Below are 25,754 nucleotides of genomic sequence, written 5' to 3'. Positions count from 1 at the left end.
AATGGCCGCCTACGACTATATCCATGACGGGATGGCGATCTACGAGCGCTCTTTCGCCATCATCCGCGCCGAGACGGATCTGTCGCGCTTTTCAGAGGCGGAAGCCGATGTCGCGATCCGCATGATCCATGCCTGCGGCCAGGTCGAGGCCGCCAGCCATTTCATCTTCTCCAGCGGTTTCGTTGCCGCTGCGCGGACCGCCCTTGCCGCCGGCGCGCCGATCTTCTGCGATGCCGAGATGGTCTCCCACGGCGTCACGCGCGCTCGGCTGCCTGCCGGCAACAAGGTGATCTGCACGCTGCGCGACCCGCGCACCACCGAGATCGCCAAGGAAATCGGCAACACGCGCTCGGCCGCCGCGATCGACCTCTGGGGCGAGCGCATGGCCGGATCGGTCGTCGCCATCGGCAATGCGCCGACCGCGCTCTTCTATCTGCTCGAAAAGCTGCGCGACGGCGCGCCGAAGCCGGCGGCGATCATCGGCATGCCGGTCGGTTTCGTGGGGGCTGCCGAATCCAAGGATGCGCTGGCCGAGAATTCATACGGCGTGCCCTATGCCATCGTGCGCGGCAGGCTGGGCGGCAGCGCCATGACGGCCGCCGCGCTCAACGCATTGGCGAGGCCGGGACTGTGAACGCGATTGTGAAAGGCCGCCTCGTCGGCGTCGGCACCGGACCCGGCGATCCGGAGCTTTTGACGCTGAAGGCAGCGCGCGCGCTGGCCGAAGCCGACGTGGTCGCCTATTTCGCCAAGCGCGGCAACAACAGCAACGCGCGCGCGATCGTCGAGGCGCGCTTCCGGCCGGATATGATCGAGCTGCCGCTGCTCTATCCGGTGACGACGGAGATCGACAAGGATCACGACGACTACCGTTCGCAGATCACGGATTTCTATGAGCAATCGGCCGAACAGGTCGCCGGGCATCTCAGCGCCGGCAGGATGGTTGCGGTGCTGTCGGAAGGCGATCCGCTCTTCTACGGCTCCTACATGCATCTGCATGTCCGGTTGGCCCACCGCTTCCCGACCGAGGTCATTCCCGGCATCACCGCCATGTCCGGCTGCTGGTCGGCCACCGGCCTGCCGATCGTGCAGGGCGACGACGTGCTGACCGTGCTGCCGGGCACGATGAGCGAGTTCGAGCTGACGCGACGGCTGGCCGACACCGATGCCGCCGTGATCATGAAAGTCGGCCGCAACCTGCCAAAGATCCGGCGCGCACTGGAAGCGACCGGCAAGCTGGCGAAGGCGGTCTATGTCGAGCGCGGCACCATGCCAGGCAGCGTCTCCATGCGGCTCGCCGAAAAGCCGGACGACAAGGCGCCCTATTTCGCCATCGTTCTGGTCGCCGGCTGGTCCGCCCGTCCCGGAGCCCCCGGAGCAAAGCCATGAGCGGCCGTCTCACCGTCATCGGTCTCGGGCCCGGCAACGCCGACCAGGTCACGCCTGAGGCAAGCCGTGCCGTGGCCGAGGCTTCCTTCTTCTATGGCTACAAGCCCTATCTCGACCGGCTCGAGCTGCGAGAGGACCAGATCCGCATCGCCTCTGACAACCGCGAGGAGCTCGCCCGCTCCAACGAGGCGCTGGCCAAGGCCGCCGAAGGCCACAATGTCGCCGTCGTTTCCGGCGGCGATCCCGGGGTGTTCGCCATGGCGGCAGCCGTCTGCGAGGCGATCGAAGCCGGACCGGCAGAATGGCGTGCGATCGACCTCGCGGTAGTGCCCGGCGTCACCGCCATGCTTGCGGTCGCCGCTCGCATCGGCGCGCCGCTCGGTCATGATTTCTGCGCCATCTCGCTCTCCGACAATCTGAAACCGTGGGATCTGATCGAGCTGCGCCTGCTTGCTGCCGCCGGCGCCGGTTTCGTCATCGCGCTCTACAACCCGATCAGCAAGGCGCGGCCCTGGCAGCTCGGCCGCGCTTTCGAATGCCTGAAAGCGATCCTGCCCGGCACCACGCCGGTGATCTTCGGCCGCGCCGCGGGCCGGCCGGATGAGCGCATCGAGGTTTATCTGCTGGCCGATGCCGACGCGGAAAAGGCCGACATGGCCACCTGCATCATCATCGGCTCGCCCGAGACCCGCATCATCAAGCGCGGCGAGCGGCCCACGCTTGTCTACACGCCGCGCTCGGCGACGGGATCGAAAAAATGATCGACGATTACCGCCAGCTGATCGACGGACTCGGCCGAAGGAACGTCCGGCAAGGGCGGCCGGCGCACCATCACCACCTCGATGCCGAGCGCCCGGGCCGCGGCGATCTTGCCATAGGTCGCCTCGCCGCCGCTGTTCTTCGAGACAACGGCATCGATGCCATGCTTTTCGAGCAGCGCCCGTTCGTCCGCCTCAGGAAACGGCCCGCGCGCCAGCAGGTAGACCGCATCCGGCACCGCGAGCTTCGGCTCGACCGGATCGACGCTGCGGATGAGGTACAAGTGCTGCGGAGCTGCCTCGAAGGCGCCGGCCTCCTGCCGGCCGATCGCCAGGAAGACACGTCGCGGTGCCGCACCAAGCGCCCTCGCCGCTTCAGCGACATTGTCGACCAGTGTCCAGCGATCGCCCGCCACAGGCTCCCAGCCGGGACGACGCAGGGCGAGGATCGGCACGCCGGCTTGCCGTGCCGCCTCAGCGGCGTTGGCCGAGATGCGCGCCGCGTAAGGATGCGTGGCGTCGATCAGCAGGTGCACGTGTTCCCGGCCGAGATAGGCAGCCAGCCCTTCCGCGCCGCCGAAGCCGCCCATGCGCACCGGCACGCCTTGCGCAACAGGGCTTTCGGTGCGGCCGGCAAGCGACAGCGTGACCGAGAAATCCGCCCGACGAGCCAGCTTGCCCGCCAGTTGCCGGGCTTCCGTCGTTCCGCCAAGGATCAGGATACGGTGGGTCATCATGCCTGCTAAGGGTCCGCGCGGCGCCAAGCTCACCCAAAAATGGCTGACCATCGTTGGCATCGGCGAGGACGGTGTAGCGGGTCTCGGCGACGAGGCCAAGCGCAGGATCGCCGAGGCCGCAGTCATCTTCGGCGGCAAGCGGCACCTGGCGCTGGTCTCATCCCTGGCCAAGGGCGAGAGCCGCGCCTGGCCGACGCCATTCGACGCCGAAATGCGCGATGTGCTGGCGTTGAAAGGCCGCAACGTCTGCGTGCTTGCTTCCGGCGACCCGTTCTTCCATGGCGTCGGCGTCACTCTGGCGCGCAAGGTGAGGCCGGACCAAATGCTGGTCCTGCCGGCGCCGTCGTCGCTGTCGCTGGCAGCCTCCCGCCTGGGTTGGGCACTGCAGGATGTCGAGACCATCTCGCTCCATGGCCACCCGATCGACCTGATCCGGCCGGCACTCCACCCTGGCGCGCGCATCCTGGCGCTCACATCCGACGGCGAGGCGCCGGCGGCCATCGCCGCACTGCTCGACGAACTCGGCTTCGGTCCTTCGCGGCTGACGATCCTCGAAGCGCTCGGCGGTTCCGACGAAACGCGCCGCACTGTTCGCGCCGATGCCTTCGATCTCAAAAACATCAACCCGCTCAACGTGCTGGCGCTCGAAATTGAACCGACACCGGATGCGCGCATCCTGCCTTTGACCACCGGCCTTGCCGACCATCTGTTCGAGCATGACGGCCAGATCACCAAGCGCGAGATCCGCGCCATCACGCTGTCGGCGCTGGCGCCCCGGCGCGGGGAACTGCTGTGGGACATCGGCGCCGGCTCGGGCTCCATCGGCATCGAATGGATGCTGGCGCATGTTTCGATGCGGGCGATTGCCATCGAAGCCGACAAGGAGCGCGCCGCCCGTATCCGCCGCAACGCGTCCCACTGCGGCGTGCCCGGCCTTGTCGTGATCGAGGGCTCTGCGCCGAAGGCGCTGGCGAAACTGGAGACGCCCGACGCCATCTTCATCGGCGGCGGCGGCAGCGATGCCGGGGTGCTGGACAAGGCGATCAAGGCGCTGCGTACCGGCGGCCGCCTGGTCGCCAACGCGGTGACGCTGGAGATGGAGGCACTGCTTCTCGGCGAGCACAACAGGCGCGGCGGCGATCTCACCCGCATCGCGCTCTCGCGCGCAGCGCCGGTGGGATCCATGCAGGCCTGGCGTCCGGCAATGCCGGTCATGCAGTGGAGCTGGGTGAAGCCATGATGGTCGCGGGCATCGGCAGCCGGAAGGGCGTGACGGCGCGCGACGTACGCGCTGCGATCGAAACCGCGCTCGAAGCGCATGGTCTGGCAATGACAGCGCTTTCGGCGCTGGCGACCGGCGAAATCAAACGTGAAGAGCATGCGATCTTCCGCGCAGGTCGTGATCTCTCGCTTCCGGTGATCGTGGTCGCCGACGATGCATTGCAGGCCGCGTCCGCAGGCACGATCAGCCGATCCGAAGAGTCGCAGGCGCATGCCGGCACGCCGTCGGTTTCGGAAGCCTCGGCTCTGGCCGCAGCAGGAAAGGGCGCAAAACTGCTCGGGCCGCGCACCGTGCTCGGCCCGGTGACCTGCGCCATCGCTCTTGGCGGAGGTGCTGAATGACTGTCCATTTCATCGGCGCCGGCCCCGGCGCGGCCGACCTCATCACCTTGCGCGGCAGCCGGCTGCTGGCATCCTGTCCGGTCTGCCTCTATGCCGGCTCGATCGTCGCGCCGGAACTGCTCGAGCATTGCGTGCCGGGCACCAAACTGGTCGATACCGCGCCGATGTCGCTCGACGAGATCGAGGCCGAATATCTTGCCGCCCACAAGGCCGGCCAGGACGTCGCGCGCCTGCATTCCGGCGATCTTTCGGTGTGGAGCGCGGTGGCCGAGCAGATCAGGCGGCTGGAAAAGCATGCCATCCCCTACACGCTGACGCCGGGCGTCCCCTCCTTCGCGGCGGCCGCGGCGGCGCTGCGGCGCGAGCTCACCATTCCCGAGCTCGCCCAGAGCCTAGTTCTGACACGAGTCTCCGGCCGCGCCTCGAAAATGCCGCCCGGCGAGACGCTTGCCGGCTTCGGCCGCACCGGCGCCACGCTCGCCATTCACCTCGCCATCCATGCCATCGACCGCATCGTTGCCGAATTGACGCCGCTTTACGGCGCAGAGTGCCCGGTGGCGGTCGTCTTCCGGGCCTCCTGGCCGGACGAACGCATCCTGACCGGCACGCTGGGCACGATCGAAGCGCAGCTGGCGGAAAACCCGATGGAGCGCACGGCGATCATCTTCGTCGGCAGCGCCTTGGCCGCGCAGGATTTCGGCGAAAGCTCACTCTACGACGCCCATTACCAAAGGCGTTTTCGCGGACGGGACGGATTGTGAACGACAGCGCCAACAGAAACGGACAGGTCACGGTGGAGCAGGCGCTGGCGCGGCTGAACTTCAAGCCGCGCACGCTGGAGCCCGGCCATGTCTGGCTGGCCGGCGCCGGCCCCGGCGATCCCGGCTGCCTGACGCTGGAGGTGCTGGCCGCCCTCGGACAATGCGACGCGCTGGTCTATGACGCGTTGGTCTCGCCCGATGTGGTGGCGGTCGCTGACGGCGCCGAATTCTTCTACGCCGGCAAACGCGGCGGCCAGCCCTCGATGAAGCAGGACGACATCAACGCCCTGCTGGTGCGTCTTGCCCGTGAGGGCCGGCGCGTCGTGCGCTTGAAGGGCGGCGATCCCTATATTTTCGGCCGCGGCGGCGAAGAAGCTTTGGCGCTGGCGCGGGAGGGCATTCCGTTCCGGGTGCTCTCGGGCCTGACCTCCGGTCTTAGCGCGTTGGCGGCCACCGGCATTCCAGCCACCATGCGCGGCATCAACAAGGCCGTCATCCTTGCTACCGGCCATGCCGCGGGCACCGATGACGACGTCGACTGGGCCGCGATCGCGCGCACCGGCCAGCCTGTCGTTGTCTATATGGGCATGGCCAACCTGCCGGTGATAGCGGCAAAGCTGCTCGGCGGCGGCCTCGCGCCCTCGACCCCTGCGGCTGTGATCGTCGCGGCGACCACGCCGCAAGAGCGCATCGTCGTCGCAACGCTCGCGACAATTGCCGACGAGGCCGCGGCCGCCGGGCTCGCCTCGCCGGCGCTGATTGTCGTCGGCGAGATCGTCACCATGCGCTCGGCACTGGCGGGCAAGACATGACGGCACGCGCGATCATCATCGGCGCGCCGCGCTCCGGCTCGGGCAAGACCAGCGTCACCATCGGGCTGCTGCGCGCGCTCGCTCGGCGCGGCCTGAAGGTGCGCGGGGCGAAGTCCGGACCGGACTATATCGATCCCGGCTTCCACGCTGCGGCGACCGGCCTGTCCGGCGTCAATCTCGATAGCTGGGCAATGTCCCCTGCCTTGCTCAACGCGCTGGCCAGTCAGGCGGCAGATGACGCCGAATACGTCATCCTCGAAAGCGCGATGGGCCTGTTCGACGGCATTCCCGCGCCTGAAGGCCGTTCGGGTTCGGCCGCAGATCTCGCGCGGCTCTATGGCCTGCCGGTGCTTCTGGTGCTCGACGTTTCCGGTCAGTCGACCACGGCGGCAGTCGTCGCCAAGGGTTTTGCTACATACGATCCGGATGTGCGTATGGCCGGCGTCGTGCTCAACCGCTTGGGCAGCGAACGCCACCGGCGACTGTCAGGCGAAGCGATCGAAGCGATCGGCCTGCCGGTGGTCGGCGCCATCATGCGCGATCCGACGCTCAACCTGCCGGAACGGCATCTCGGCCTCGTGCAAGCCGGCGAATACGAAAACCTGATGGCGCATCTCGACCGGCTGGCCGATATGGTCGAGAAGTCGCTCGATATCGACGCCATCCTCGCGCTGGCAACCCCGCTCGAGCCATCGTTCGGCGACTTCGGCGATGCACTACAGCCACCTGGACAGCGTATCGCACTGGCCGAGGATGCGGCCTTCACCTTCCTCTATCCGCATGTCGCCGCGCATTGGCGCAAGGCGGGCGCCGAGATCGTCCGCTTCTCCCCTCTCGCCGACGAGGCGCCGGCCGAAGACTGCGACGTCTGCTGGCTGCCCGGCGGCTATCCGGAGCTGCATGCCGGCAAGCTCGCGGCAGCGGCGAACTTCCGGGCGGGAATGGCGCACTTCGCCGCGACGAAGCCCGTGCATGGCGAGTGCGGCGGCTTCATGGTGCTGGGCGAGACGCTGGAGGACGCGGACGGCCAAAGCCACAACATGCTTGGCCTGCTCGGCCATTCGACCAGCTTCGCCAGGCGCAAGATGAACCTCGGCTACCGCGAAGCCCGCCTTCGCGCCGCCTGCCCGCTCGGCGGCGAAGGCACGCTTGTGCGCGGCCATGAGTTCCACTACGCGCAGATGACCTCCACCGGCAATGACGAGCCGCTGGCCGACCTCGCCGACGGTCAGGGCAATCCGCTCGGCCCATCAGGCTATCGGCGCGGCCATGTCAGCGGCACCTTCTTCCATGCCATTGCGAGGGGCGCATGAGCGGCCCTTCCGCACCTTGGCAATTGCTTGACGATATCGGCCTCAGCCTCGTCTTCTTCACCAGGTTGAGGCTTCCGTCGAGCGATTTCGGCGGCCGCGGCCTTGCGGACGCGATCTGGGCCGCACCTTTTGCCGGTCTCGCCGTCGCCATCATCGGCGCGCTCGTCTACGCTGTCGCTTCCGGGCTGGGCGTAGCCACCGGTCCGGCCGCCGCGCTCACACTCGCAGCGACGATGCTCGCCACCGGCTGCCTGCATGAGGATGGGTTTTCCGACATCGCCGATGGCTTTGGCGGCGGCAAGACCCGCGAGAGGAAGCTTGAGATCATGCGCGACAGCCGCATCGGCGCCTATGGCGCCGCTGCCCTCGGCATCTCGCTGCTCGTCCGCTGGAGCGCGCTGTCCGAGCTGGTCGGCCCGGGCCATGTCTTCCTGGCCCTGCTTGCCGCGCATGCCGCCTCCCGCGGGCTGTTCGGCGCCTTCATGCATTTTCTGCCGCCGGCCCGCTCCGACGGCCTCTCCGCCAATGCGGGCACCGTCAGCGCCGAGACCGCAGCCATCGGCGCCGCCCTCGGTGCCGTGGCGCTGCTGGCGCTCGGTCTCGGCGGCGCGATTGCCGCGCTCGTCCTGCTCGGCCTCTCGTTCACCGCCTTCCGCGCGCTTTGCCTCCGCCAGATCGGCGGCCAGACCGGCGACACGATCGGTGCGCTGCAGCAGCTCGGCGAAATCGCAGTCCTGCTCGTTGCCTCAGTTTCCCTATCCCCCTAACTCTTAATTGGAGACATTGCCCCCATGTCGTTCAAATCGCTCGAAGACCTTCGCGCCGCCTGCCTCGATCTTCCCGCCGGCAGTGACGCCGCCGCCGGTGCCGTCGCCCGCCGGCAGGACACGCTGACCAAGCCGCGGGGCAGCCTCGGCCGGCTGGAAACGATCGCCGCATGGCTGGGGCGCTGGCAGGGCCGCGAGATGCCTAAGCTCGATACGGTGAAGGTGTTCGTCTTTGCCGGCAATCACGGCGTCACCGCGCAGGGCGTGTCGGCCTATCCGTCGGAAGTCACCGTACAGATGGTGGCGAACTTCGCCGGCGGAGGTGCTGCCATCAACCAGCTCGCCCGCATCGCCGGCGCCAAGCTCGACGTCATCCCGCTCGATCTCGATCATCCGACGGGCGATTTCACGCAAGTGCCGGCCATGGACGAACAGGCCTTCCTCGCCGCGGTCTCGGCCGGCTATGACGCCGTGAGCAAGGACCTCGACCTCGTCTGCTTCGGCGAGATGGGCATCGGCAACACCACGCCGGCGGCCGCGATCTCGGCCGCCCTCTTCGGCGGCGGCGCGGAAAAATGGACCGGGCGCGGCACCGGCGTCGACGACGCAGGCCTGATCCGCAAGATCACGGCGATCGAGGCCGGCCTCAAGCGCCACGCCGATTCGCTCTCCGATCCGTTGAAGATCGCGGCTGCGCTCGGCGGGCGTGAGCTTGCCGCCATCTTCGGCGCCACGCTTGCCGCGCGCCGCAACAACATCCCGGTGCTGCTCGACGGCTTCGTCTGCACCGCCGCCGTGGCGCCGCTGGCCAGACTGCACCCGACCGGCCTCGCCCACACGATCGCCGCCCATGTCTCGGCCGAATCGGGCCACCGGCGCCTGCTCGAAGCGCTCGGTCTGCCGCCTCTGCTCGACCTCGGCATGCGGCTCGGCGAAGGCTCGGGCGCCTGCCTTGCCGTCAACATCGTCCGCTCGGCGCTCGAATGCCACGCGAAGATGGCGAGCTTTGCCGAGGCCGGTGTGTCGGATAAATAAATTCGAAAAGAAAATGGCGGGTTTGCCTTCTCGGGGAGCCCGTCACGCGGTCTGAATACCGCTTGCGATCAGCAATTGTTCCACGACAGGCACGGGATGCCGTTTGCGCCAAGCCAGCCAGTAATCAACGGTATCTGTCCACCAAGGCAGGGGCCGAAATTCGACGCCTGGGACCTGCATGCGTGTCGCGCTGGTCTGCACAAATGCTCGTCCGACCCCTGTTTCAACGAGGCCGAGCATTGCAGACAACTGCGTGACCTCATAGCGGATATCCGGATGGAACCCCGCTTCCGCACAACGTGAGGCAAAACGATCGCGCCAAGAAGAATCTCCCTCCCTCGAAACCGCGATCCAGGCACCGCCATCGAGATCCGCCGGACGAATATCTGGATTTGCAGCCAGTTCGTCGTGCACGGAATACGCAAGGACCATATCGTCGGAGAGAAGCTTGTACGTCGCAACTTCGTGATCTTGCGAACGCGGTGTGTATACGATCCCGACGTCGATCATCCCATCCGAAAGGGCCCTCAACTGCGCTTCGGTGCTTAGGGGCATGAGATCTACCTGAACAGAGGGGCAACGCGTACTGAGACCTCGAAGATGGGCCGATAGAATGCCGCCCTGCATTGCGCCATCAACGTATCCGACCCGGATACGGCCATGCTTGCCATGCGACAATGCCTCTGCACGCAGTTTGAAGCCGTTTACCCGGCTGAGAATCGTCTTCGCCTCCTCCAGCAGGACCTCACCGACAATCGTCAACGTCAGGCGCTGCTTGTGGCGAGAGAACAAATCGACTCCAAGTTCATCCTCGAACTCCCTGATGGCGCGGCTGAGCGGTGGCTGGGAGACGTGCAGCTGCTGTGCTGCCTTGGTTACGAGCCCGCACTCTGCAACAGCGACAAAATACCTGAGGTGCCTGATCTCCATATTTCATACCTTACAAGTATGATCTCGGTCGAACCATGTCTTTGACGGTATCAGCCTGGCAAGCGATTATCCAGGTTGCAAAGCAGCGGCATGGAGATATCGTGTGAAGGCAATCGTTTTTGAACGACCGGGCGCGGTAGAAGACGTCCTGCAATATCAGGATGCAGTTGTTCCCGCATGTGGGCCGCGGCAGGCGTTGATTCGGGTCACCGCCCGTGTCATCCAGCCGGCGGATTGGTTGTTCATCGCCGGCCAATACGCCGTAAAGCCATCATATCCGCAGGTTGCCGGCTTCGACGGCGCGGGCGTCGTGGAAAAGATCGGTTCGGAGGTCCATGGCCTCGAGGTTGGGTGCCGCGTCGCGTTTCGCAGTCCCGGCGCCTGGGCCGACTATGCCACGGCATCGCTGGACCGGATCTATCGGGTGCCCGTTGAACTGGCCAGGCAGCTTTCCGACGACGTCGTCTGCCAGTTCGCGCTCAATCCGCTGACGGCCTGGGGGCTACTCGATCTTGCGCCCGGCGGAGCCGCGCAGCGCATTCTTCTCACGGCGGCACGATCGGTCGTCGCCGCCGTCGCTTATCACCTCGCCCACAAGCGCGGTATGGTCGTCGAGCGGCTGGTGCGCAGCGAAAACGGCTATCGACTTCTGGATAGCGAGGATCAAACACTCGGCGTGGGCGACACAGTATCGGAAGCGCTCGCCAAGACCGCTCCCTACAATATCGTTCTCGATCCTGTTGGCGGCCCAAATACGCTTGCGCTAATCGAACGCATGCTTCCGGGCGGGAGTCTGTTTTCCTACGGCATCCTCGACGACCGGCCAATCGAGATCAAGGCCTCGACACTACTCTACAAGTCGCTCCGCTGGCAGGGTTTCGGGATCAGCGGCTGGCTGAACAGGGCAAGCCCGGAAACGCTCGAGACCGCCCTGCGCGAATGCTGGGCCTTGCTGGCCGATCACCCATCGAAGCTGCCCGTCATCGCCCGCTACAAGCTCGAAGATTTCCGCATGGCCCTGTCCATCGCGCGCAAGAGCGCTGGCGAGGGCAAGGTCATCCTCGTCTGACAAGTGACGGCGACCGTCCTCTCGTCGCCAATTGACGAGAGGACATGGCCTAGTGATGCTACCAGAGTCTAAACAGCCGCAAGCCCGGACTGGAGAGATTTGGGCGTCACTGCCATCAACCAGGCACCATAGTCCAGCCTTGAAGAGGACTGGGTGAAAAGGGGCATAGAAGAATGGTCTGATTTCGAATCATTCGTTTCGGCAAGAACAGTCTGGATATCTACTTCCCATCCTATCAAGTCGCCTATTTCGCAGCTGGCACGCCTCACGTTTCGGTCCCATACCCTCAATCGCAAAATTGATGCGGGAAGAGTATGTTATCGGCCTAAATCTCAAAAGATGTACCTACGACTAACGTCGCCGGGAAAGTTTCGTTTAGGATTTCATTCGCGGAGCTCCGGCTCCGCCGTCCCTGATGACTGAAATACCAAGGAAAATGGTGGGTGTGCACAGGATCGAACTGTGGACCCGCTGATTAAGAGTCAGCTGCTCTACCAACTGAGCTACACACCCACACCGCCGGGAAACCCAGCGTCGGCGGCGCATATAGCCGCCGGTTTCGGCGATGTCCAGCCCTGCCGGATCATTTCCCGACAAATCGCCGAATTGCCGCAGGCATCAGGCCAGGAGCCCGCCTTCCGCGACCCTGACTGCATGGCCGCCGATGCGCGCGGAGGCCAGTTTTGCGCCGTCGACATTGAGCTCGAGGCGAATGCGCGAGGGCCTGCCCATTTCCAGCCCCTGCTCGATCCAGAGCTGCGTGATTCCGTCGGTCGGAGCGTCGAAATGCATGATCGCGCCGGCAAAGGCCGCCGCCGCCGAACCGGTCGCCGGGTCCTCGTAGGAAGGATTGCCGGGCACGATCATGCGGACATGGAAGGCGCTGTCGTGATGCACCGTTTCGCGGCAATAGACGTACGGGCTGGCAAAGGCCCATTCGCTCTTGCGCGGCGCGAGTTCCGACCAGGCCTGGTTGTCCAGCCTGACTTTTGCCGCCGCATCGAGACCCGAGACCGGAATGGCGACATAGGGCACGCCGGCCGACCAGAAGGAGACGCGGTGATTCTCGAAGCCGATCTCGTGCGGGCCGAGGGCGAGCGCCGCGCCGATCATTTCCGGGTCGGCGGCGAGTTCCAGACGCTCCGGCAGCTTCGCCAGGTCGAACTCCGCGAAAATGGCGCCGTCATGCTTGCTCACCGCGCAGCGCACCGGGCCGATATTTTCCTCCAGCACGAAGACGCCCGCCGCCTCGCCTGCCAGTTCCGCCAGCGCGATCGCCGAGCCGACCGTCGGATGGCCGGCGAACGGCATCTCATAGTCGGGTGTGAAGATGCGGATACGGTTGCGGTGCTTGGGATTGTCGGGCGGCAGCACGAAAACCGTCTCCGACAGGTTGAATTCGCGCGCGATCGCCTGCATGGCGGCGCTGTCGAGCCCCTGGCTGTCGAGCACCACGGCAAGTGGATTGCCGGCCAGCCGCTCGGTCGTGAACACATCGTAAAGCAAGTAGCTGCGTGCCATCGAGAAAACCTTCCGCCTCGTCCCGAATTTTCCGCCTCAATCCCAACATGAGGGAAATTTAATTTGAAATTCGAACCTTAAGGCATGATTTGTGCACGAATAGGGACATCAATTTTTCGCTATAGGGGTCCGGGGTGGACCAGGTTGTCAATCCGCCAAAGGCGGAATCCGATACTTCCATCGAGGCCGCTCTCGGGCTTGACCGCAAAGGCGTGAACAGGAAGCGCCGTCGCGGCCGGCTCTATGCACTGCTGGCGCTGGCGGTCGTGGCGGGCGCCATTGGCGCCTACCGGTGGAACGCCGCCGCGCCGCCCCGGATCGAATACATGACCGCGCCGGCGACGGTCGCCGACCTGACCGTCCAGGTGTCGGCGACCGGCACGCTGCAGCCGCTGACCCAGGTCGACATTTCCAGCGAGCTTTCCGGCATCGTCCGCTCCGTCGCGGTCAACGAGAACCAGCAGGTGAAGAAGGGCGACGTGCTGGCGAGGCTTGATACCGCCAAGCTCGAAGTCCAGATCGAGCGCGCCACCGCCTCGGCCAAGGCGGCAGCCGCAGCCGTCGAGAACGCCAAGGTCACGTTGCAGGAAAACGAGAACGCGGTGGTCCGCGCGAGCGCGCTCACCAAGCGCGGCATGGCGACGGACCAGTCGCTGGAAGCGGCGACCGCGACGCGCAACCGCTCCAAGGCGGCGCTCGACAGCGCCGCAGCCAATCTCGCCATCGCCGAGGCCGATCTCAAGGCACAGCAGACCGACCTTGCCAAGAGCACCATCTACGCGCCGATCGACGGCATCGTGCTCACGCGCTCGGTCGATCCCGGTCAGACGGTCGCCTCCTCGCTGCAGGCGCCGGTGCTCTTCGTCATTGCCGCCGACTTGCGGAACATGGAGCTGCGGGCGGCGGTCGACGAGGCCGATATCGGCCAGGTCAAGCCCGGCCAGCATGCGCGTTTCACAGTCGATGCGTTCCCCGACCGTCCCTTCGACGCCGAGATCCGCGACATCGCCTACGCCTCGGTCACCACCGACGGCGTCGTCACCTACAATGCCCGGCTCGAAGTCGACAACGGTGAGCTCCTGCTCAGGCCCGGCATGACCGCCACCGTCTCCGTGGTCACCACGCAGGCCAAGGACGTGCTCACGGTACCTGCCACCGCCTTCCGTTACCGCCCGGCGCAACAAGCGGATCGGGGCTGGAGCCTGAGCGACCTGTTCACCGGCCGCATGGGCCGTCCCAACCGGCAGCGCGAGGCAACCAAAGCGCCGACAGACGGCTCGCGCACGCTCTACGTGCTGGAGAACGGCCGGCCGCGTCCGGTCAACGTCAGGATCGGCTCGACCGACGGCGAGCTGACCGAGATCACGTCCGGCCTCGACGAAGGCGCTGAGGTCATCACCGGCTCGCAGCAGCGGAGCTGACGGTGCCCGCCCCCCTGCTCATCACCTTCGACAAGGTCTGGAAGAGTTATGGCGAGGGCGAGGCGCGCGTGCACGCGCTTGCCGGCGTCGATCTCGCGATCCGCCGCGGCGAGTTCGTCGCCATCATGGGACCGTCCGGCTCGGGTAAGTCGACGGCGATGAACATCATCGGCTGCCTCGACACACCGACGACCGGCACCTACCGCTTCATGGGCGTCGATGCCGGCCGGCTCGACCGCAACCGCCGCGCCCTGCTGCGCAACCTCTATGTCGGCTTCGTCTTCCAGGGCTACAACCTTTTGCCCCGCACAACGGCGGCGGAAAATGTCGAGCTGCCGCTGATCTATCGCGGCGTTTCCGCCCGCGAGCGCCGCGACCTCGCCATGCAGGCGCTGGCGGAGGTCGGGCTTGTCGGGCGCGAGCATCACACCCCGGCCGAGCTTTCGGGCGGCCAGCAGCAGCGCGTTGCGATCGCGCGCGCCATCGTCACCAAACCGATGCTGCTCGTCGCCGACGAACCCACGGGCAATCTCGATACCGCGCGCACGCATGAGATCATGGAATTGCTGACCAGGCTCAACGCCGAACTCGGCCTCACCATCGTCATGGTCACGCACGAGGCTGATGTCGCGGGATATGCCGGGCGCACCGTGCGCTTCCTTGATGGCCATGTCGCCTCCGACACCGAGAAAGCCGAGGCGGCATGATCTGGGAGACCGTCCGCCTTTCGCTGATCTCCATTCGCAGGAACGTGCTGCGCTCGTTCCTGACCCTGCTCGGCATCGTCATCGGCGTTGCCGCGGTCATCGCCATGCTGACCATCGGCTCCGGCACCACCGAGAAGGTTAAGGGCGATATCGCGAAGCTCGGCAGCAATCTGCTTGTCGTGCGCTCAGGCCGCCCCGCCGGCCCCGGCGGACCGGGCGGGCTCGACCAGGCCACCCGCCCCCTCGCCGCCAAGGACCTTGCCGCCCTTGTAGCCCATCTCAGCGGCGCACGCGCCATCGCCCCGGCCTCGCAGAAGCAGGTGCGCGTCATCTTCGGCACGGAGAGCCTGACGTCAGGCGTCACCGGCACCGACAGCGCCTATCTCGACGCGCGCGACTGGAAGCTGGTTTCCGGCCGCCCGTTCAGCGATTCGGAGACCCGCGCCGGCGCCGGCGTTTGCCTGATCGGCGAGACGGTGCGCCAGCAGTTCTTCGGCGCCGGCGATCCCGAGGGCGAGATCATCCGCGTCAACCGCACCTCCTGCAGGATCATCGGCCTGCTCGAGCCGAAGGGCTATACCGGCTTCGGCCAGGACCAGGACAATGTCGTGCTGATGCCGCTTGCCGCCTACCAGCGGCGCATCGCCGGAAACCGCGACATCGATTCGATCTACATCGCCGCCGACGATCGCACGCCCACCACCGAACTGCAGCCGCGCGTCGAGGACATCCTGCGCGACACACGCCGCATCACGCCGGACCGCGATCCCGATTTCTCGATCCGCGACATGACCCAGATCGCCGACGCCATGGCCAGCGCCACCACGACCATGACCGGCATGCTCGGTGCCGTCGCCGGCGTCAGCCTGCTCGTCGGCGGCATTGGCATCATGAACATCATGCTGGTGTCGGTCACCGAGCGCACGCGCGAGATCGGCATCAGGCTGGCGATCGGCGCGCATGAGAAGCACATCCTCATCCAGTTCCTGGTCGAGGCTACGGTGCTGTCGCTGCTCGGCGGCATCATCGGCATCCTGATCGGGCTCGCGCTCGCCGGCCTTGCCTCGGCGACTTTGACGATACCCTTCGCGCCGAGCCCGGCGGTCATCCTGCTTGCCGTCGGCTTCTCGGCGCTGATCGGCATGGTTTTCGGCTTCTTCCCGGCGCTGCGCGGCGCAAGGCTCGACCCGATCGACGCGCTGCGGCATGAATAAGGCCCCAGCAGCCTTTGCCGCGGCTTTGAGTTTCAGAATCTGTCAAAACGGCAGTCGCGCATTCTCCTTGACCTCCTTCATGACGAAGAAGGTCCGGGTTTGCCGAACGCCTGGCAGCGCGATCAGCTTCTGCCCATGGAGCTTGTTGAAATCCGCCATGTCTCGAACTCTTATCTTGAGCAGATAATCGAAGTCGCCGGCCACGAGATTGCAATCCAGTACCTCCTTGAGCTTCAGCACGGCTTCCTCGAAGGCGGCGAAGCTTTCAGGTGTCGAGCGGTCGAGCACGACACCAACCATCACCAGCGCGCCGAGGCCTACCGCGGCGGGCGCGATCTCTGCCCTGACCCCGGTGATGTAGCCCTCTTCGAACAGGCGCTGCGTGCGCCGATGGCATGTGGCGGCGCTGACACTCACGCGCGCCGCCAGCTCCGAATTGGTCAGCCGCCCCTCGGCCTGAAGGGCTCGCAGGATCTTGATGTCGATACGATCGAAAGGTGAAGTGGAAGATTCTTCCATTTTCATTACCTTGAAGGACGATTAATCCCAACTCTATCGCATACTTTTTGTGACTTTATGAAAATCTCGAATGCAAGTTCGAGAGCACCTTTCACGTGATTCGGCCTACCCTAAACGCATGGAAAAACGGCTGCGGCGGAGGGCAGATCGATGTCGCTTCTCGAAAAGTTTGAACGCTATCCGCTGACCTTCGGACCGACGCCCATCGAGCATCTGCCGCGGCTGAGCGCGGCCTTGGGCGGGAAGGTGCGAGTCTACGCAAAGCGTGACGATTGCAATTCCGGTCTGGCCATGGGCGGGAACAAGCTGCGCAAGCTCGAATATATCGTGCCGGATGCGATCGCGTCCGGCGCCGACACGCTGGTGTCGATCGGCGGCGTCCAGTCGAACCATACGCGCATGGTAGCCGCGACAGCGGCCAAGATCGGCATGAAATGCTTGGTGATTCAGGAGAAATGGGTGCCCCACTATGATGCGGTCTACGACCGGGTCGGAAACATCCTGCTGACCCGCCTGATGGGCGCGGACAGCCGGCTGGTCGATGACGGTTTTGATATCGGCATCCGCAAGAGCTGGCAGGACGCGATCCAGTCGGTCAAAGACGCGGGCGGCAAGCCCTATCCGATCCCGGCCGGTGCCTCGGTGCACAAGTTCGGCGGGCTGGGCTATGTCGGCTTTGCCGAGGAAGTCGCCAGGCAGGAGGCCGACCTCGGATTCACCTTCGACTATATCATCGTCTGTGTCGTGACCGGCTCGACGCAGGCCGGCATGATCGTCGGCTTCGCCGCTCAAGATCGTGCCGACCGGGTGATCGGCATCGACGCCTCCGGGACGCTCGAACAGACCCGGGCTCAGGTTCGCCGCATCGTCGATGACACCGCCGCCCTCGTCGGGCTGGGCCGCGCCGTCCGCGACGACGAAATCGTGATCAATCCAGACTATGCCTATCCGGCTTATGGTGTTCCCTCGCAGGCCACGAACGATGCGATCCGCCTGGCCGCCCGCACCGAGGCGATGATCACCGATCCGGTCTATGAGGGAAAGTCGATGCAGGGCCTGATCGATCTCACCAGGAAAGGCTTCTTCCCCGAAGGCTCGAGAATTCTCTACGCCCATCTCGGCGGCGCGCCGGCCATCAACGGCTACAGCTACTATTACAAGGACGACGGCCCAGCCACTGTCCTCGCGGGCGCGCCTGGCATACGGGAGGTCGCGCCGGACGACTCGCTGCTTCCAATCTTTCCATAATCCGGCTTTCGTCCGGGCAGCCGGCACAACGACGGGTTGCCGGTGCGGAAGAATTTTCGCGCGCCCTCTGCAAAGCGACATTACAACATTAAAGGTGGGGGTCCTGGTCGCTGCCCGCGAAATGCCATTCGACGAGCGGCTTCATATGCCCCATCAGGCCGTCCGGCAGATCGGCGGCATGGCGGATGATCACCGGGCCCTCGATCTCCGGTTCGGTCTCGGCGGCAACGAACGCACGTATGCGCCTAGCGATCTCGTCGGCGGATTCAGCAACTCGGTAGCGGCGGAAGATGACCGTGCCGCTCGGCGTGGATAGCGCATGGTAGCGCCGTCCGCGCCCAGCCGCCGACAGGTCGATGCCGGTCTCTTCGCCCACCTCGCGGATCATGTTGAAGTCGACATCGACGAGGCCATCGCGGAAATCGACCGGCTCGAAGGAGCCGGCGGCGAAATAGACGCGGCCGGCATTCACGGTGTGCGACCCCATGCGGATCGCCACCAGCGCATTGTCGCCGGCCGCCAGCAGGGCATGCGCATAGGCGTGTTCGGCGCCGCTGCGCTCACGATTTTTCCGCCACAGCATGAAGGTCGAGTACTTCACCGCATGGCAGCGGCCGATCAGTCGGCTATCCCGATAGGCGAGCGCCGAAAGCAGCACCACCGTGCCGTCGTACAGCGCCGGCTTCGCCTCCATCTCGCGCCGCCAGTTTTCAGCGATCGCCACCTGGTTGTCGCGTTCGAAGGGGTGAGGATCCGGATCGAGTCGTACGTCGACCGCGTCGACTGGCAGGATGACGTTGCGCGGCAGGTCGAAACTCATTGGCTCAGGCCATGTCCAGGTTGATCACCACCGGGCAATGATCGGAGGCTTTCGGCCTATCCCAACCGGCGCGCGGAAAACGCTCGACCTCCTGTCCGGGCGGGAAGATAGTACGCCAGGGCTGACCGTTGCGGATGATGTCAGGCACCGCCGTCGCATTCCTCGCGGCCAGCAATTTCGACAGCAGGATATAGTCGAGTTGGCACAGATGCCGCTCCTCTGGCCCGCGCGTGTGGTAAAAGCTCCAGCGGTCCATCTCCGGCCGCCGCTCGACCACGTTCTCGCAGAAGCCGCCGGCGGTGAGCACGTTGATCGAGGATAGGGCTTCGTCGACCACCTCGAAGCGGTAGCCGTCGAAGCTGTCTCCTTCGATTTTCACGCGCTGCCGGTAATCGTTCATGTCGCCGCAGATCGCCCAGCGCTTGTCGGCCGCGTGATCCTTGCCGAAACGCTCCTCGATGATGCGGCGCACGGCCTGCGCTTCGGCCATGCGCAGCGGCATCGTCGCCTCGCGGCCGTCGAGCCCGTTGCGCGGCGGGCCCATCGATTTGAAATGCACCAGATAGAGCGTCAGCGGGACGCCGCCCAGGGTCAGGTCGATTTCCAGGCAGTCGCGCCGGAAGATGCGCTCGTTGGCTAGGAACCCAAGCGCCGCCAGCTCCGGCGTGAGCAGGTCGAACTGCTCGAACGTGACATGGGCGTGGCTTGTCATGCGCACGAACTCGATCGGCTGACCCTGCGCGGTCTCGCTGCGCATCATCACCGCGACATCGATGCCGCGGGCATCGTTGCCGGCGGTGGTGTATTTCTGGCGGTAGCCCTGCCCGATCATCTTGAAGAGATAGCCGTATTCGAAGGCCTTCAGCGCCTCGATATTGTCGACCTCCTGCCTGCAGATGATGTCCGCGCGGGTCGCTGCTATCGCAAGCGCGGTGAGCTGGCGGGTATCGTCGGACTGGGCGATTGTGCGCGCCTGTTCCAGCAGCCTGTATTCGGCCTCGTTCTGGATGTCGAACAGCGCCAGCGTCCGGTCCTCGTTGAGCTGGTTGCGATAGCCCGAGAAATCGAACCTGTGCATCAGGTTCTCGACGTTGAAGGTGGCAAGGCGCAGCGACATGGCCGAGACCTTTGCCCGCAAGCGAAGACGAAGACAAGAGCCAGGCGCATGCTCGCTATGGTTGACGGAACCTTTCCGTTCATCCTCCGTTCAGACGGAAAGTCCCATCAATAGGCCTCTTCCCGGGGTGTTCTGGGCGTGGGGCCTTTACTCCTTGGAGAGTGAAATGAAACCGCTCTTGTCTTCCCTCGGCTCCGGGCTGGTGTCCCTGGGCCTGATGACGGGTCTGACGGTGCCGTCGATCGCCGGCCCGATCCTGCAGCCCGATCTCTCGGCCGCCACCAGCACGGCGGCACCCACCGTCATACCTGTCCGCGACGAATGGGCCGGCGGCAACGACCGACCGCAAATGTATGACTGGCGTTGGCGGCGCGGCGGCGACTTCCGATGGCGCGGCCGCCATTTCTCCCGCGACTGGGACGGCGGCGACTGGCGCTTCCGCCACCACCATCGCCATTACTGTTGTGGCGGCGATTTCGACGGCGGTGATGCCCTTCTGGGGCTTGGCCTCGGCTTGGGTTTAGGCGCCCTAGCCTACAACTATTACAATCCCTACTACTATGGTCCCTATCCGCGCTACTACCATCCGCGGCGCATCTACCGAACGGAGCGGCTTTCCGAGGCCCATGTCCGCTGGTGCTACGACCGCTACCGCTCGTATCGCGCCTGGGACAACACGTTCCAGCCCAATTACGGTCCGCGTCGCCAGTGCATTTCGCCCTATATCTGAGCCAGCGGGTTGATGAATGAAGCGGGCCGCAGCGCGGCCCGCTTTGCTATGCGGAAACTGTCCGCGCGGATGTAGCCCGGCGTTAATCGCACACAATCTCTGGTTGAAGCGCGCCCCTCAATCGACGAACTGAACGCCGACCAGCCTCGATGAGCGCCAGCGCACGAGCGCGGCACGACTGGCGCCATTGACCACCAGTTCGAAACCGGTCGGCACGCCGGTCGCGTCGCCGAAGCGCAGTTGGGCGCCATGCTCGGATTCGTTGCGCACGAATCCTTCCACCGCGCCGAAGCCACCGTTGAAACGCAACGTCGCGCCCCTGAGCACACGCCTGCGCCGCTCCATCCGGCGTTCGCCGGCAAATGCAGCGCCACTATCCGCCATTTCCATCGCCAGTCTCCCACAACTGTTCTGGCTCATGCGTAGCGAATTGTGTGCCAGCCTGTTCGTATCGGAATGAGACAGTCGGGCGCGAAAAAGCCGGCGGATCGCTCCGCCGGCTTTCATTTCACACAAGCAAAGGAACGTGAGCCGCCTTAGTTCTTCGCCTTGTCGACCAGCTTGTTCTTGGCGATCACCGCGCGACCGCAGGGCGGGAGCCCGAGGACGCGCAAGGCAAAGGAACGTGGATCGCCTTAGTTCTTCGCCTTGTCGACGAGCTTGTTCTTGGCGATCCACGGCATCATTGCGCGCAGCTTGGCGCCGACCTCTTCGATCTGGTGGCCATCGTTCATGCGGCGGATGCCCTTGAAGCGCGACAGACCGGCGCGATACTCCTGCATCCATTCCGAGGTGAACTTGCCGGTCTGGATGTCCTTCAGGATACGCTTCATCTCGGCCTTAGTGTCGGCGGTGATGATGCGCGGGCCCGAGACATACTCGCCCCATTCGGCGGTGTTCGAGATCGAGTAGTTCATGTTGGCGATGCCGCCCTCATAGATCAGGTCGACGATCAGCTTCACCTCGTGCAGGCACTCGAAATAGGCCATCTCCGGCGCGTAGCCGGCTTCCACCAGCGTCTCGAAGCCGGCACGGATCAGTTCGACCAGGCCGCCGCAAAGCACCACCTGCTCGCCGAACAGGTCGGTCTCGCATTCCTCGCGGAAGTTGGTCTCGATGATGCCGGAACGGCCGCCGCCGACGCCGCAGGCATAAGAGAGCGCGAGGTCGAGCGCGTTGCCCGAGGCGTCCTGGTTAACGGCGACCAGGCACGGCACGCCGCCGCCCTTCTGGTATTCGCCGCGCACCGTATGGCCGGGCCCCTTCGGCGCAATCATGACGACGTCGACCGAGGCCTTCGGCTCGATCAGGCCGAAATGCACGTTGAGGCCGTGCGCGAAGGCGATCGCCGCCCCATCGCGGATGTTCGGCGCGATTTCGTTTTTGTAGATGTCGGCCTGCAGTTCGTCGGGCGTCGCCATCATCATCAGGTCGGCCCACTTGGCGGCATCCGCCACGCTCATCACCTTGAGTCCATCGGCCTCGACCTTCTTGGCGGTCGCCGAGCCGGCCTTGAGACCGATGGCGATCTCCTTGACGCCGGAATCCTTGAGGTTGAGCGCATGCGCCCGGCCCTGGCTGCCATAGCCGATGATGGCGACCTTCTTGCCCTTGATCAGATTGAGATCGGCGTCACGATCGTAATAAACACGCATTTCGTCTTCCTTCCCGTTTGAAGATCAGAGGCCTTGCGGCCGGTTGTTTGCTCCCCCGGTCTTTGACCCATAGAGAGCGAGAAACTGCTGCGTCGCGCGGGCGGCGTCGCCGCCGACCGTCGCCTCGGTCAATTGCAGCCGGTCGCCGAGCAGAAGCCGGATCTGCACGTCGCGGGCGACCAGCCCGAAAAAGGTCCGGAACGCCGTCTCGGCGTCGGCAAAGTCGAGCAGCCCGGCCTCGCGTCCGGCTTCCAGCACCGGCTTCAGCCGCCTGGCCAACGCGAAACGCCCATTCTGCAGCACGATCGCGCCAAGGTCATCTTTCCCGGAACCGGCATGGCCGACCGCGACGCGATTGAGCGCAATGGACGTATCGCTGGAGATCACTCTCAGCCAGTCGGAGGCGAAGCGCTCGAGGCTTGCAGTCAGCGAGGCGAGGTCGAGGCCTTTGCGGTCAACCGGCGCCACGCGCACCTTCGAGGCCTGCCACTGCACCGTCGCCGTCAACAGCCCGTCGCGGTCACCGAACCATTTGTAGAGCGTTTCCTTGGAACAGCTTGCCCGCCGCGCCACCGCGGCCATAGTGAGGCTGTCGCCGTCCTCGACCAGCAGGCGCAGCGCTGCGTCGAGAACGGCTTGCTGCCGCTCGGTCAAGGCCTCGCTGCTGTCGATATCGCCGCCTGTCTGCAACACGCACTTTCCGTTCTCGGTCTGCTTCTGAGGCGTACCGTACGTTACGGTTCGGCTTATTGCGCATTCCGGCTTCCGATGCAAGGGGCCATTGCCGAAAATCAAAACGGCGAAGTCCGAAGAAGAACCTCGCGGCTAATCGCCGATCGGCGGGTCGCGCAGCCGCCCAAGCAAACCAGCCAGCATCTCCAACTCAGCAGCGGAAAGCTTGTCACCCATCAGTTCGGCGATGGACGCGCCATAGACCGCCCAGATGCGACGGCGCGTCTCGCGCCCGGCGGGCGTGATGCGCACGGTCTGGCCGCGGCCATCGTCCGAGACAGGCAGCTTTTCCACCAGGCCGTCCACATCCAGCCGGGTCAGCAGTCGCGAGACGTTGTACTGCGCCAGCAGGACGCGGTCGACCAGCTCGAAAGGCCGCAACCCGCCCTCGCCTGCCTCGGCGAGCTCATGTAGCACGTCATACCAGGCGAGCGGCGGCAGGCCGCCGGCCTTCAGCGCATCCTCTGTCTTTTCGACCAATTGGCGCGAGACGCGCATCAAGCGGCCCCAGGCTTTGACGGCCTCGGCCGCAGGAGATTTTTTCGTCATGGACGGAACCTATCCAATAGATGCAATTGCATCAAGCTTGACGATCGATGCAAATGCATTCATATAGATGCAATTGCATCGATAAGGAGATCTCCGATGAAGCATGAAATCTGTAGAGTGGCCGACATCCCGCGGACCGGCAGCATGGTCGTGCCTTTCTTCGGCCGCGAGGTTCATGTCTGGCGCAGCAGCGAGCGCATCCGTGCCGCGGCCAATGCCTGCCTGCATTTCGGCGGACCGCTGGACTGCAAGGACGGCGCCTTCGTGTGTCAGTGGCACGGCGCCAAGTTCGACATGGAAAGCGGTGAGCGTCTGGAAGGCCCGGCACCGAAAGGCTCGCGCCTGATGTTCCTGTCGACCCGCGTCGAGGACGGCGCGCTGAACTATTTCTGGGGAGAATGAGATGACAACAAGGCTCACCCTCGTCAGCCATCACCTTTGCCCCTACGTCCAGCGCGCGGCGATTGCGCTTGCCGAGAAAGGCGTGCCGTTCGAGCGCGTCAACGTCGACCTTTCCGACAAGCCCGACTGGTTCAAGGCCATCTCGCCGCTCGGCAAGGTGCCGTTGCTCCGCGTCCGACATGGCGGCGGAGAAGAGGTGATTTTCGAATCCGCCGTCATCCTCGAATTCCTCGAGGAGACCGAGGCCAATGCGCTGCATCTGGCCGACCCACTGCAGCGCGCCCGGCACCGCGCCTGGATCGAGTTCGGCTCGGCCATCCTCAACGCCATCGGCCGCTTCTATTCGGCTGCCGATGAAGCGGCTTTTTCCAATGAAAGCAAAGCTCTGTCGCAAATGTTCGCACGAGTGGAGGCGGAATTGTCGGCTCGGCAGAGCGGTCCGTGGTTCGCCGGCGACCGCTTCTCGCTGGTCGATGCCGTCTACGGGCCGATCTTCCGCTACTTCGACACCTTCGACGGCATCGGCGATTTCGGCATTCTCGATGGCAAGCCTCTCGTCCACGCCTGGCGCGACGCTTTGAGCAAGCGGCGATCGGTGAAGGGGGCGATCGGCGCCGACTATCCACAGCGGCTGCACACCTTCCTGCGGGCAAGGAAGTCTTATCTGTCCGAGATCATCCGGTTGCAGGCCATTGAAATTCCGCAAGCCCGATCGGCCTGAACGGGTCGATCACCGTGCCGGCGATCATTGCGGCGAGGAATTGCGGTCCTGACGGAATCCTCGCCGCTATCGCCACCAGCCGGTCGCGCACGAACGGCAACGCAACAGAGTCCGACTGGTAGAACGGTGTTAGCGACAACGACAGCGCCTGGAAGACGCGCACATGCCAGCGGCGCACCCTTGCATAAGTCTCCAGCGCGTCGTCGATGCCATCCGCTTGCGTGAGCGCATGGCTGAGCGCCGCGGCGTCGAGCAGCGCCATATTGGCGCCTTGCCCGAGTTGCGGGCTGGTCGAATGCGCGGCGTCGCCGATCACCGCCAGTCGTCGGCCCGCCGGCAGCTTCATCGTGTGATGACCGTAGCGGGCAAGAGAGAGCTGCTCAAAACTGTCGATCTGGCTGGTGAAGGCCTCGCAATCCGGCCAAACGGAGACCACCCGCTCCTTCCAGGCGTCGAGGCCTTCGGCCCGCACATCTTCGACATCGGCCGGCTTCAGGCTCCGGAAGAACGCACCCATGCTTTCGGCACCGGGTTCCGGCCGGCCGATCGGCAACACGCCGACCATGATGCTTGCCTTATGGTAGCGCTGGAGCAGCGCGCTTTCGTCAAAACCGTCGCGCCAGCCGAGCGAGGCCCAAAAGGCGCCATAGGCGAGTGGGCGCGGCACTGCGGCGTGGCCAAGGCTCTGTCGCAGCCTGGAACGCCCGCCGCTGGCATCGACGACCAGATCGAAAGGTCCCAGCCGCCTTCCATTGGCGCAGACCGGCCTCGCATGCTCGCCCGTCTCCAGCGTCTCGATCTCGACATTGGTCTCGATCGCGATCGCTTCACACCTTGCCGCGCGATAGAGCACGCCGAACAGCGCCGCCCGATGCACCGCAAGGCCGAAGCGGCGGCCACGCCGTGCGTCGTAGCGAATATCGAGCACCGTCCGCCCGCTTTTGGCATCGGTGCCGTGCAGCCGTTCAATACGGCTTCCCAGCGAAAGAATCTCGTCAAGCAGGCCGAGATCGGCGAGCACCGTCAGCCCTGTCGGCTGCAGCATCAGACCCGAGCCGACAGGCTTCGGCTCGTCGAAGCGCTCGAAGACAGTGACCTTGTGCCCTGCCCGCTTGAGATAGAGCGCCGCGGCCAGTCCGGACGGCCCGGCGCCGGCAATTGCGATCTCGTAAGTCTTGCTCATTGCCCCCAGAGCTGTCCCAAA

Annotated in this window: 29 protein-coding genes and 1 tRNA gene; 18 read left to right on the top strand and 12 right to left on the bottom strand. The window is 65.0% G+C overall.

Annotation, left to right across the window (positions count from 1 at the left end):
- The first annotated feature begins 1 nt into the window (after nt 1).
- From RFN28_RS23095 to RFN28_RS23085, 3 genes are read left to right on the top strand one after another with little or no spacing between them, the layout of a single operon-like run.
- Nucleotides 2–634, top strand: a complete 633-nt coding sequence (locus RFN28_RS23095) for a precorrin-8X methylmutase (RefSeq protein ID WP_320289530.1) — start codon at nt 2–4, stop codon at nt 632–634.
- Entirely contained in the window at nt 631–1,389 is a 759-nt protein-coding gene (locus tag RFN28_RS23090; protein ID WP_320289529.1) for a precorrin-2 C(20)-methyltransferase, read from the top strand. Before RFN28_RS23095 ends, RFN28_RS23090 begins: the two co-directional genes overlap by 4 nt.
- Nucleotides 1,386–2,150 (top strand): precorrin-3B C(17)-methyltransferase, encoded by a 765-nt coding sequence (locus tag RFN28_RS23085; protein ID WP_320289528.1) that lies wholly within the window; start codon nt 1,386–1,388, stop codon nt 2,148–2,150. The genes RFN28_RS23090 and RFN28_RS23085 overlap by 4 nt, the downstream gene beginning before the upstream one ends.
- Here the strand turns inward: RFN28_RS23085 and RFN28_RS23080 are convergent.
- Nucleotides 2,114–2,881 (bottom strand): cobalt-precorrin-6A reductase, encoded by a 768-nt coding sequence (locus RFN28_RS23080; RefSeq protein WP_320289561.1) that lies wholly within the window; start codon nt 2,879–2,881, stop codon nt 2,114–2,116. The two genes, RFN28_RS23085 and RFN28_RS23080, sit on opposite strands and share 37 nt — an antisense overlap.
- Before the next feature lies 1 nt (nt 2,882).
- On the opposite strand from RFN28_RS23080, the gene cbiE reads away from it, so the two are divergent.
- Genes cbiE through cobT form a run of 7 tightly spaced genes read left to right on the top strand, consistent with a single transcriptional unit; the run spans nt 2,883 to nt 9,195 of the window.
- Nucleotides 2,883–4,124, top strand: coding sequence for a precorrin-6y C5,15-methyltransferase (decarboxylating) subunit CbiE (gene cbiE / locus RFN28_RS23075; protein ID WP_320289527.1), 1,242 nt, complete (start codon nt 2,883–2,885; stop codon nt 4,122–4,124).
- The gene (locus RFN28_RS23070; RefSeq protein WP_320289526.1) at nt 4,121–4,507 is read left to right on the top strand and encodes a cobalamin biosynthesis protein; all 387 of its coding nucleotides are present in this window, start codon (nt 4,121–4,123) and stop codon (nt 4,505–4,507) included. Before cbiE ends, RFN28_RS23070 begins: the two co-directional genes overlap by 4 nt.
- The gene (gene cobM / locus RFN28_RS23065) at nt 4,504–5,268 is read left to right on the top strand and encodes a precorrin-4 C(11)-methyltransferase (RefSeq protein WP_320289525.1); all 765 of its coding nucleotides are present in this window, start codon (nt 4,504–4,506) and stop codon (nt 5,266–5,268) included. Before RFN28_RS23070 ends, cobM begins: the two co-directional genes overlap by 4 nt.
- A complete protein-coding gene (gene cobA, locus RFN28_RS23060) occupies nt 5,265–6,080 on the top strand; it encodes a uroporphyrinogen-III C-methyltransferase (RefSeq protein WP_430678664.1) in 816 nt (271 codons plus the stop codon). The genes cobM and cobA overlap by 4 nt, the downstream gene beginning before the upstream one ends.
- Complete coding sequence (locus RFN28_RS23055) at nt 6,077–7,393, top strand: cobyrinic acid a,c-diamide synthase CobB (protein ID WP_320289524.1); 1,317 nt, start codon at nt 6,077–6,079, stop codon at nt 7,391–7,393. Before cobA ends, RFN28_RS23055 begins: the two co-directional genes overlap by 4 nt.
- The gene (locus RFN28_RS23050) at nt 7,390–8,160 is read left to right on the top strand and encodes an adenosylcobinamide-GDP ribazoletransferase (RefSeq protein ID WP_320289523.1); all 771 of its coding nucleotides are present in this window, start codon (nt 7,390–7,392) and stop codon (nt 8,158–8,160) included. The genes RFN28_RS23055 and RFN28_RS23050 overlap by 4 nt, the downstream gene beginning before the upstream one ends.
- Before the next feature lie 24 nt (nt 8,161–8,184).
- Nucleotides 8,185–9,195, top strand: coding sequence for a nicotinate-nucleotide--dimethylbenzimidazole phosphoribosyltransferase (gene cobT / locus RFN28_RS23045; protein WP_320289522.1), 1,011 nt, complete (start codon nt 8,185–8,187; stop codon nt 9,193–9,195).
- 42 nt (nt 9,196–9,237) lie between these two features.
- Here the strand turns inward: cobT and RFN28_RS23040 are convergent, their stop codons facing one another.
- Nucleotides 9,238–10,125: a LysR family transcriptional regulator gene (locus RFN28_RS23040; protein WP_320289521.1), complete on the bottom strand. Its 888-nt coding sequence runs from the start codon at nt 10,123–10,125 to the stop codon at nt 9,238–9,240.
- 103 nt (nt 10,126–10,228) lie between these two features.
- Here RFN28_RS23040 and RFN28_RS23035 point away from each other — a divergent pair, with 103 nt between their 5' ends.
- The gene (locus RFN28_RS23035; protein ID WP_320289520.1) at nt 10,229–11,194 is read left to right on the top strand and encodes an alcohol dehydrogenase catalytic domain-containing protein; all 966 of its coding nucleotides are present in this window, start codon (nt 10,229–10,231) and stop codon (nt 11,192–11,194) included.
- Nucleotides 11,195–11,631: 437 nt separating this feature from the next.
- On the opposite strand, the gene RFN28_RS23030 is transcribed toward RFN28_RS23035, so the two are convergent.
- Nucleotides 11,632–11,707, bottom strand: a tRNA-Lys gene (locus tag RFN28_RS23030).
- A 105-nt stretch (nt 11,708–11,812) separates the two neighbouring features.
- Nucleotides 11,813–12,715, bottom strand: a complete 903-nt coding sequence (locus RFN28_RS23025; RefSeq protein ID WP_320289519.1) for a PhzF family phenazine biosynthesis protein — start codon at nt 12,713–12,715, stop codon at nt 11,813–11,815.
- 134 nt (nt 12,716–12,849) lie between these two features.
- On the opposite strand from RFN28_RS23025, the gene RFN28_RS23020 reads away from it, so the two are divergent.
- From RFN28_RS23020 to RFN28_RS23010, 3 genes are read left to right on the top strand one after another with little or no spacing between them, the layout of a single operon-like run.
- The gene (locus RFN28_RS23020) at nt 12,850–14,136 is read left to right on the top strand and encodes an efflux RND transporter periplasmic adaptor subunit (RefSeq protein WP_320289518.1); all 1,287 of its coding nucleotides are present in this window, start codon (nt 12,850–12,852) and stop codon (nt 14,134–14,136) included.
- Nucleotides 14,137–14,138: 2 nt separating this feature from the next.
- On the top strand, nt 14,139–14,843 hold the full coding sequence (locus RFN28_RS23015) for an ABC transporter ATP-binding protein (protein ID WP_430678660.1): 705 nt from the start codon (nt 14,139–14,141) through the stop codon (nt 14,841–14,843).
- Entirely contained in the window at nt 14,840–16,057 is a 1,218-nt protein-coding gene (locus RFN28_RS23010; RefSeq protein ID WP_320289517.1) for an ABC transporter permease, read from the top strand. Before RFN28_RS23015 ends, RFN28_RS23010 begins: the two co-directional genes overlap by 4 nt.
- Before the next feature lie 42 nt (nt 16,058–16,099).
- Here RFN28_RS23010 and RFN28_RS23005 read toward each other — a convergent pair whose 3' ends face one another.
- Nucleotides 16,100–16,576: an Lrp/AsnC family transcriptional regulator gene (locus tag RFN28_RS23005; RefSeq protein ID WP_320289516.1), complete on the bottom strand. Its 477-nt coding sequence runs from the start codon at nt 16,574–16,576 to the stop codon at nt 16,100–16,102.
- A gap of 150 nt (nt 16,577–16,726) precedes the next feature.
- On the opposite strand from RFN28_RS23005, the gene RFN28_RS23000 reads away from it, so the two are divergent.
- The gene (locus RFN28_RS23000) at nt 16,727–17,824 is read left to right on the top strand and encodes a 1-aminocyclopropane-1-carboxylate deaminase (protein ID WP_320289515.1); all 1,098 of its coding nucleotides are present in this window, start codon (nt 16,727–16,729) and stop codon (nt 17,822–17,824) included.
- 88 nt (nt 17,825–17,912) lie between these two features.
- Here RFN28_RS23000 and RFN28_RS22995 read toward each other — a convergent pair whose 3' ends face one another.
- Nucleotides 17,913–18,644 (bottom strand): hypothetical protein, encoded by a 732-nt coding sequence (locus RFN28_RS22995; protein WP_320289514.1) that lies wholly within the window; start codon nt 18,642–18,644, stop codon nt 17,913–17,915.
- A gap of 4 nt (nt 18,645–18,648) precedes the next feature.
- Nucleotides 18,649–19,761, bottom strand: coding sequence for an endonuclease/exonuclease/phosphatase family protein (locus RFN28_RS22990; protein WP_320289513.1), 1,113 nt, complete (start codon nt 19,759–19,761; stop codon nt 18,649–18,651).
- Nucleotides 19,762–19,927: 166 nt separating this feature from the next.
- Here RFN28_RS22990 and RFN28_RS22985 point away from each other — a divergent pair, with 166 nt between their 5' ends.
- Complete coding sequence (locus tag RFN28_RS22985) at nt 19,928–20,491, top strand: BA14K family protein (RefSeq protein WP_320289512.1); 564 nt, start codon at nt 19,928–19,930, stop codon at nt 20,489–20,491.
- 117 nt (nt 20,492–20,608) lie between these two features.
- Here RFN28_RS22985 and RFN28_RS22980 read toward each other — a convergent pair whose 3' ends face one another.
- From RFN28_RS22980 to RFN28_RS22965, 4 genes are all read right to left on the bottom strand, one after another.
- Nucleotides 20,609–20,881 (bottom strand): PilZ domain-containing protein, encoded by a 273-nt coding sequence (locus RFN28_RS22980; protein ID WP_320289511.1) that lies wholly within the window; start codon nt 20,879–20,881, stop codon nt 20,609–20,611.
- Nucleotides 20,882–21,126: 245 nt separating this feature from the next.
- Nucleotides 21,127–22,146 carry a ketol-acid reductoisomerase gene (gene ilvC, locus RFN28_RS22975; protein WP_320289510.1) on the bottom strand — a complete coding sequence of 340 codons (1,020 nt, stop codon included), beginning with the start codon at nt 22,144–22,146 and terminating at the stop codon, nt 21,127–21,129.
- 24 nt (nt 22,147–22,170) lie between these two features.
- On the bottom strand, nt 22,171–22,839 hold the full coding sequence (locus tag RFN28_RS22970) for a TetR/AcrR family transcriptional regulator (RefSeq protein ID WP_320289509.1): 669 nt from the start codon (nt 22,837–22,839) through the stop codon (nt 22,171–22,173).
- Between the two features lie 132 nt (nt 22,840–22,971).
- Complete coding sequence (locus RFN28_RS22965) at nt 22,972–23,427, bottom strand: MarR family winged helix-turn-helix transcriptional regulator (protein WP_320289508.1); 456 nt, start codon at nt 23,425–23,427, stop codon at nt 22,972–22,974.
- 96 nt (nt 23,428–23,523) lie between these two features.
- Between RFN28_RS22965 and RFN28_RS22960 the strand changes: the two genes are divergently transcribed.
- The gene (locus tag RFN28_RS22960) at nt 23,524–23,829 is read left to right on the top strand and encodes a Rieske (2Fe-2S) protein (RefSeq protein WP_320289507.1); all 306 of its coding nucleotides are present in this window, start codon (nt 23,524–23,526) and stop codon (nt 23,827–23,829) included.
- Nucleotide 23,830: 1 nt separating this feature from the next.
- Complete coding sequence (locus RFN28_RS22955; protein ID WP_320289506.1) at nt 23,831–24,550, top strand: glutathione S-transferase family protein; 720 nt, start codon at nt 23,831–23,833, stop codon at nt 24,548–24,550.
- Here the strand turns inward: RFN28_RS22955 and RFN28_RS22950 are convergent.
- Nucleotides 24,504–25,733, bottom strand: a complete 1,230-nt coding sequence (locus tag RFN28_RS22950; RefSeq protein ID WP_320289505.1) for an FAD-dependent oxidoreductase — start codon at nt 25,731–25,733, stop codon at nt 24,504–24,506. The genes RFN28_RS22955 and RFN28_RS22950 overlap by 47 nt on opposite strands.
- Nucleotides 25,734–25,754: the final 21 nt, after the last annotated feature.

It is taken from the genome of Mesorhizobium album (genome assembly GCF_033977205.1).
Classification (GTDB): Bacteria; Pseudomonadota; Alphaproteobacteria; order Rhizobiales; family Rhizobiaceae; genus Mesorhizobium; species Mesorhizobium album.
Note: the sequence above shows the minus strand (reverse complement) of the source record. Positions and strands in the feature narration are given on the sequence as shown.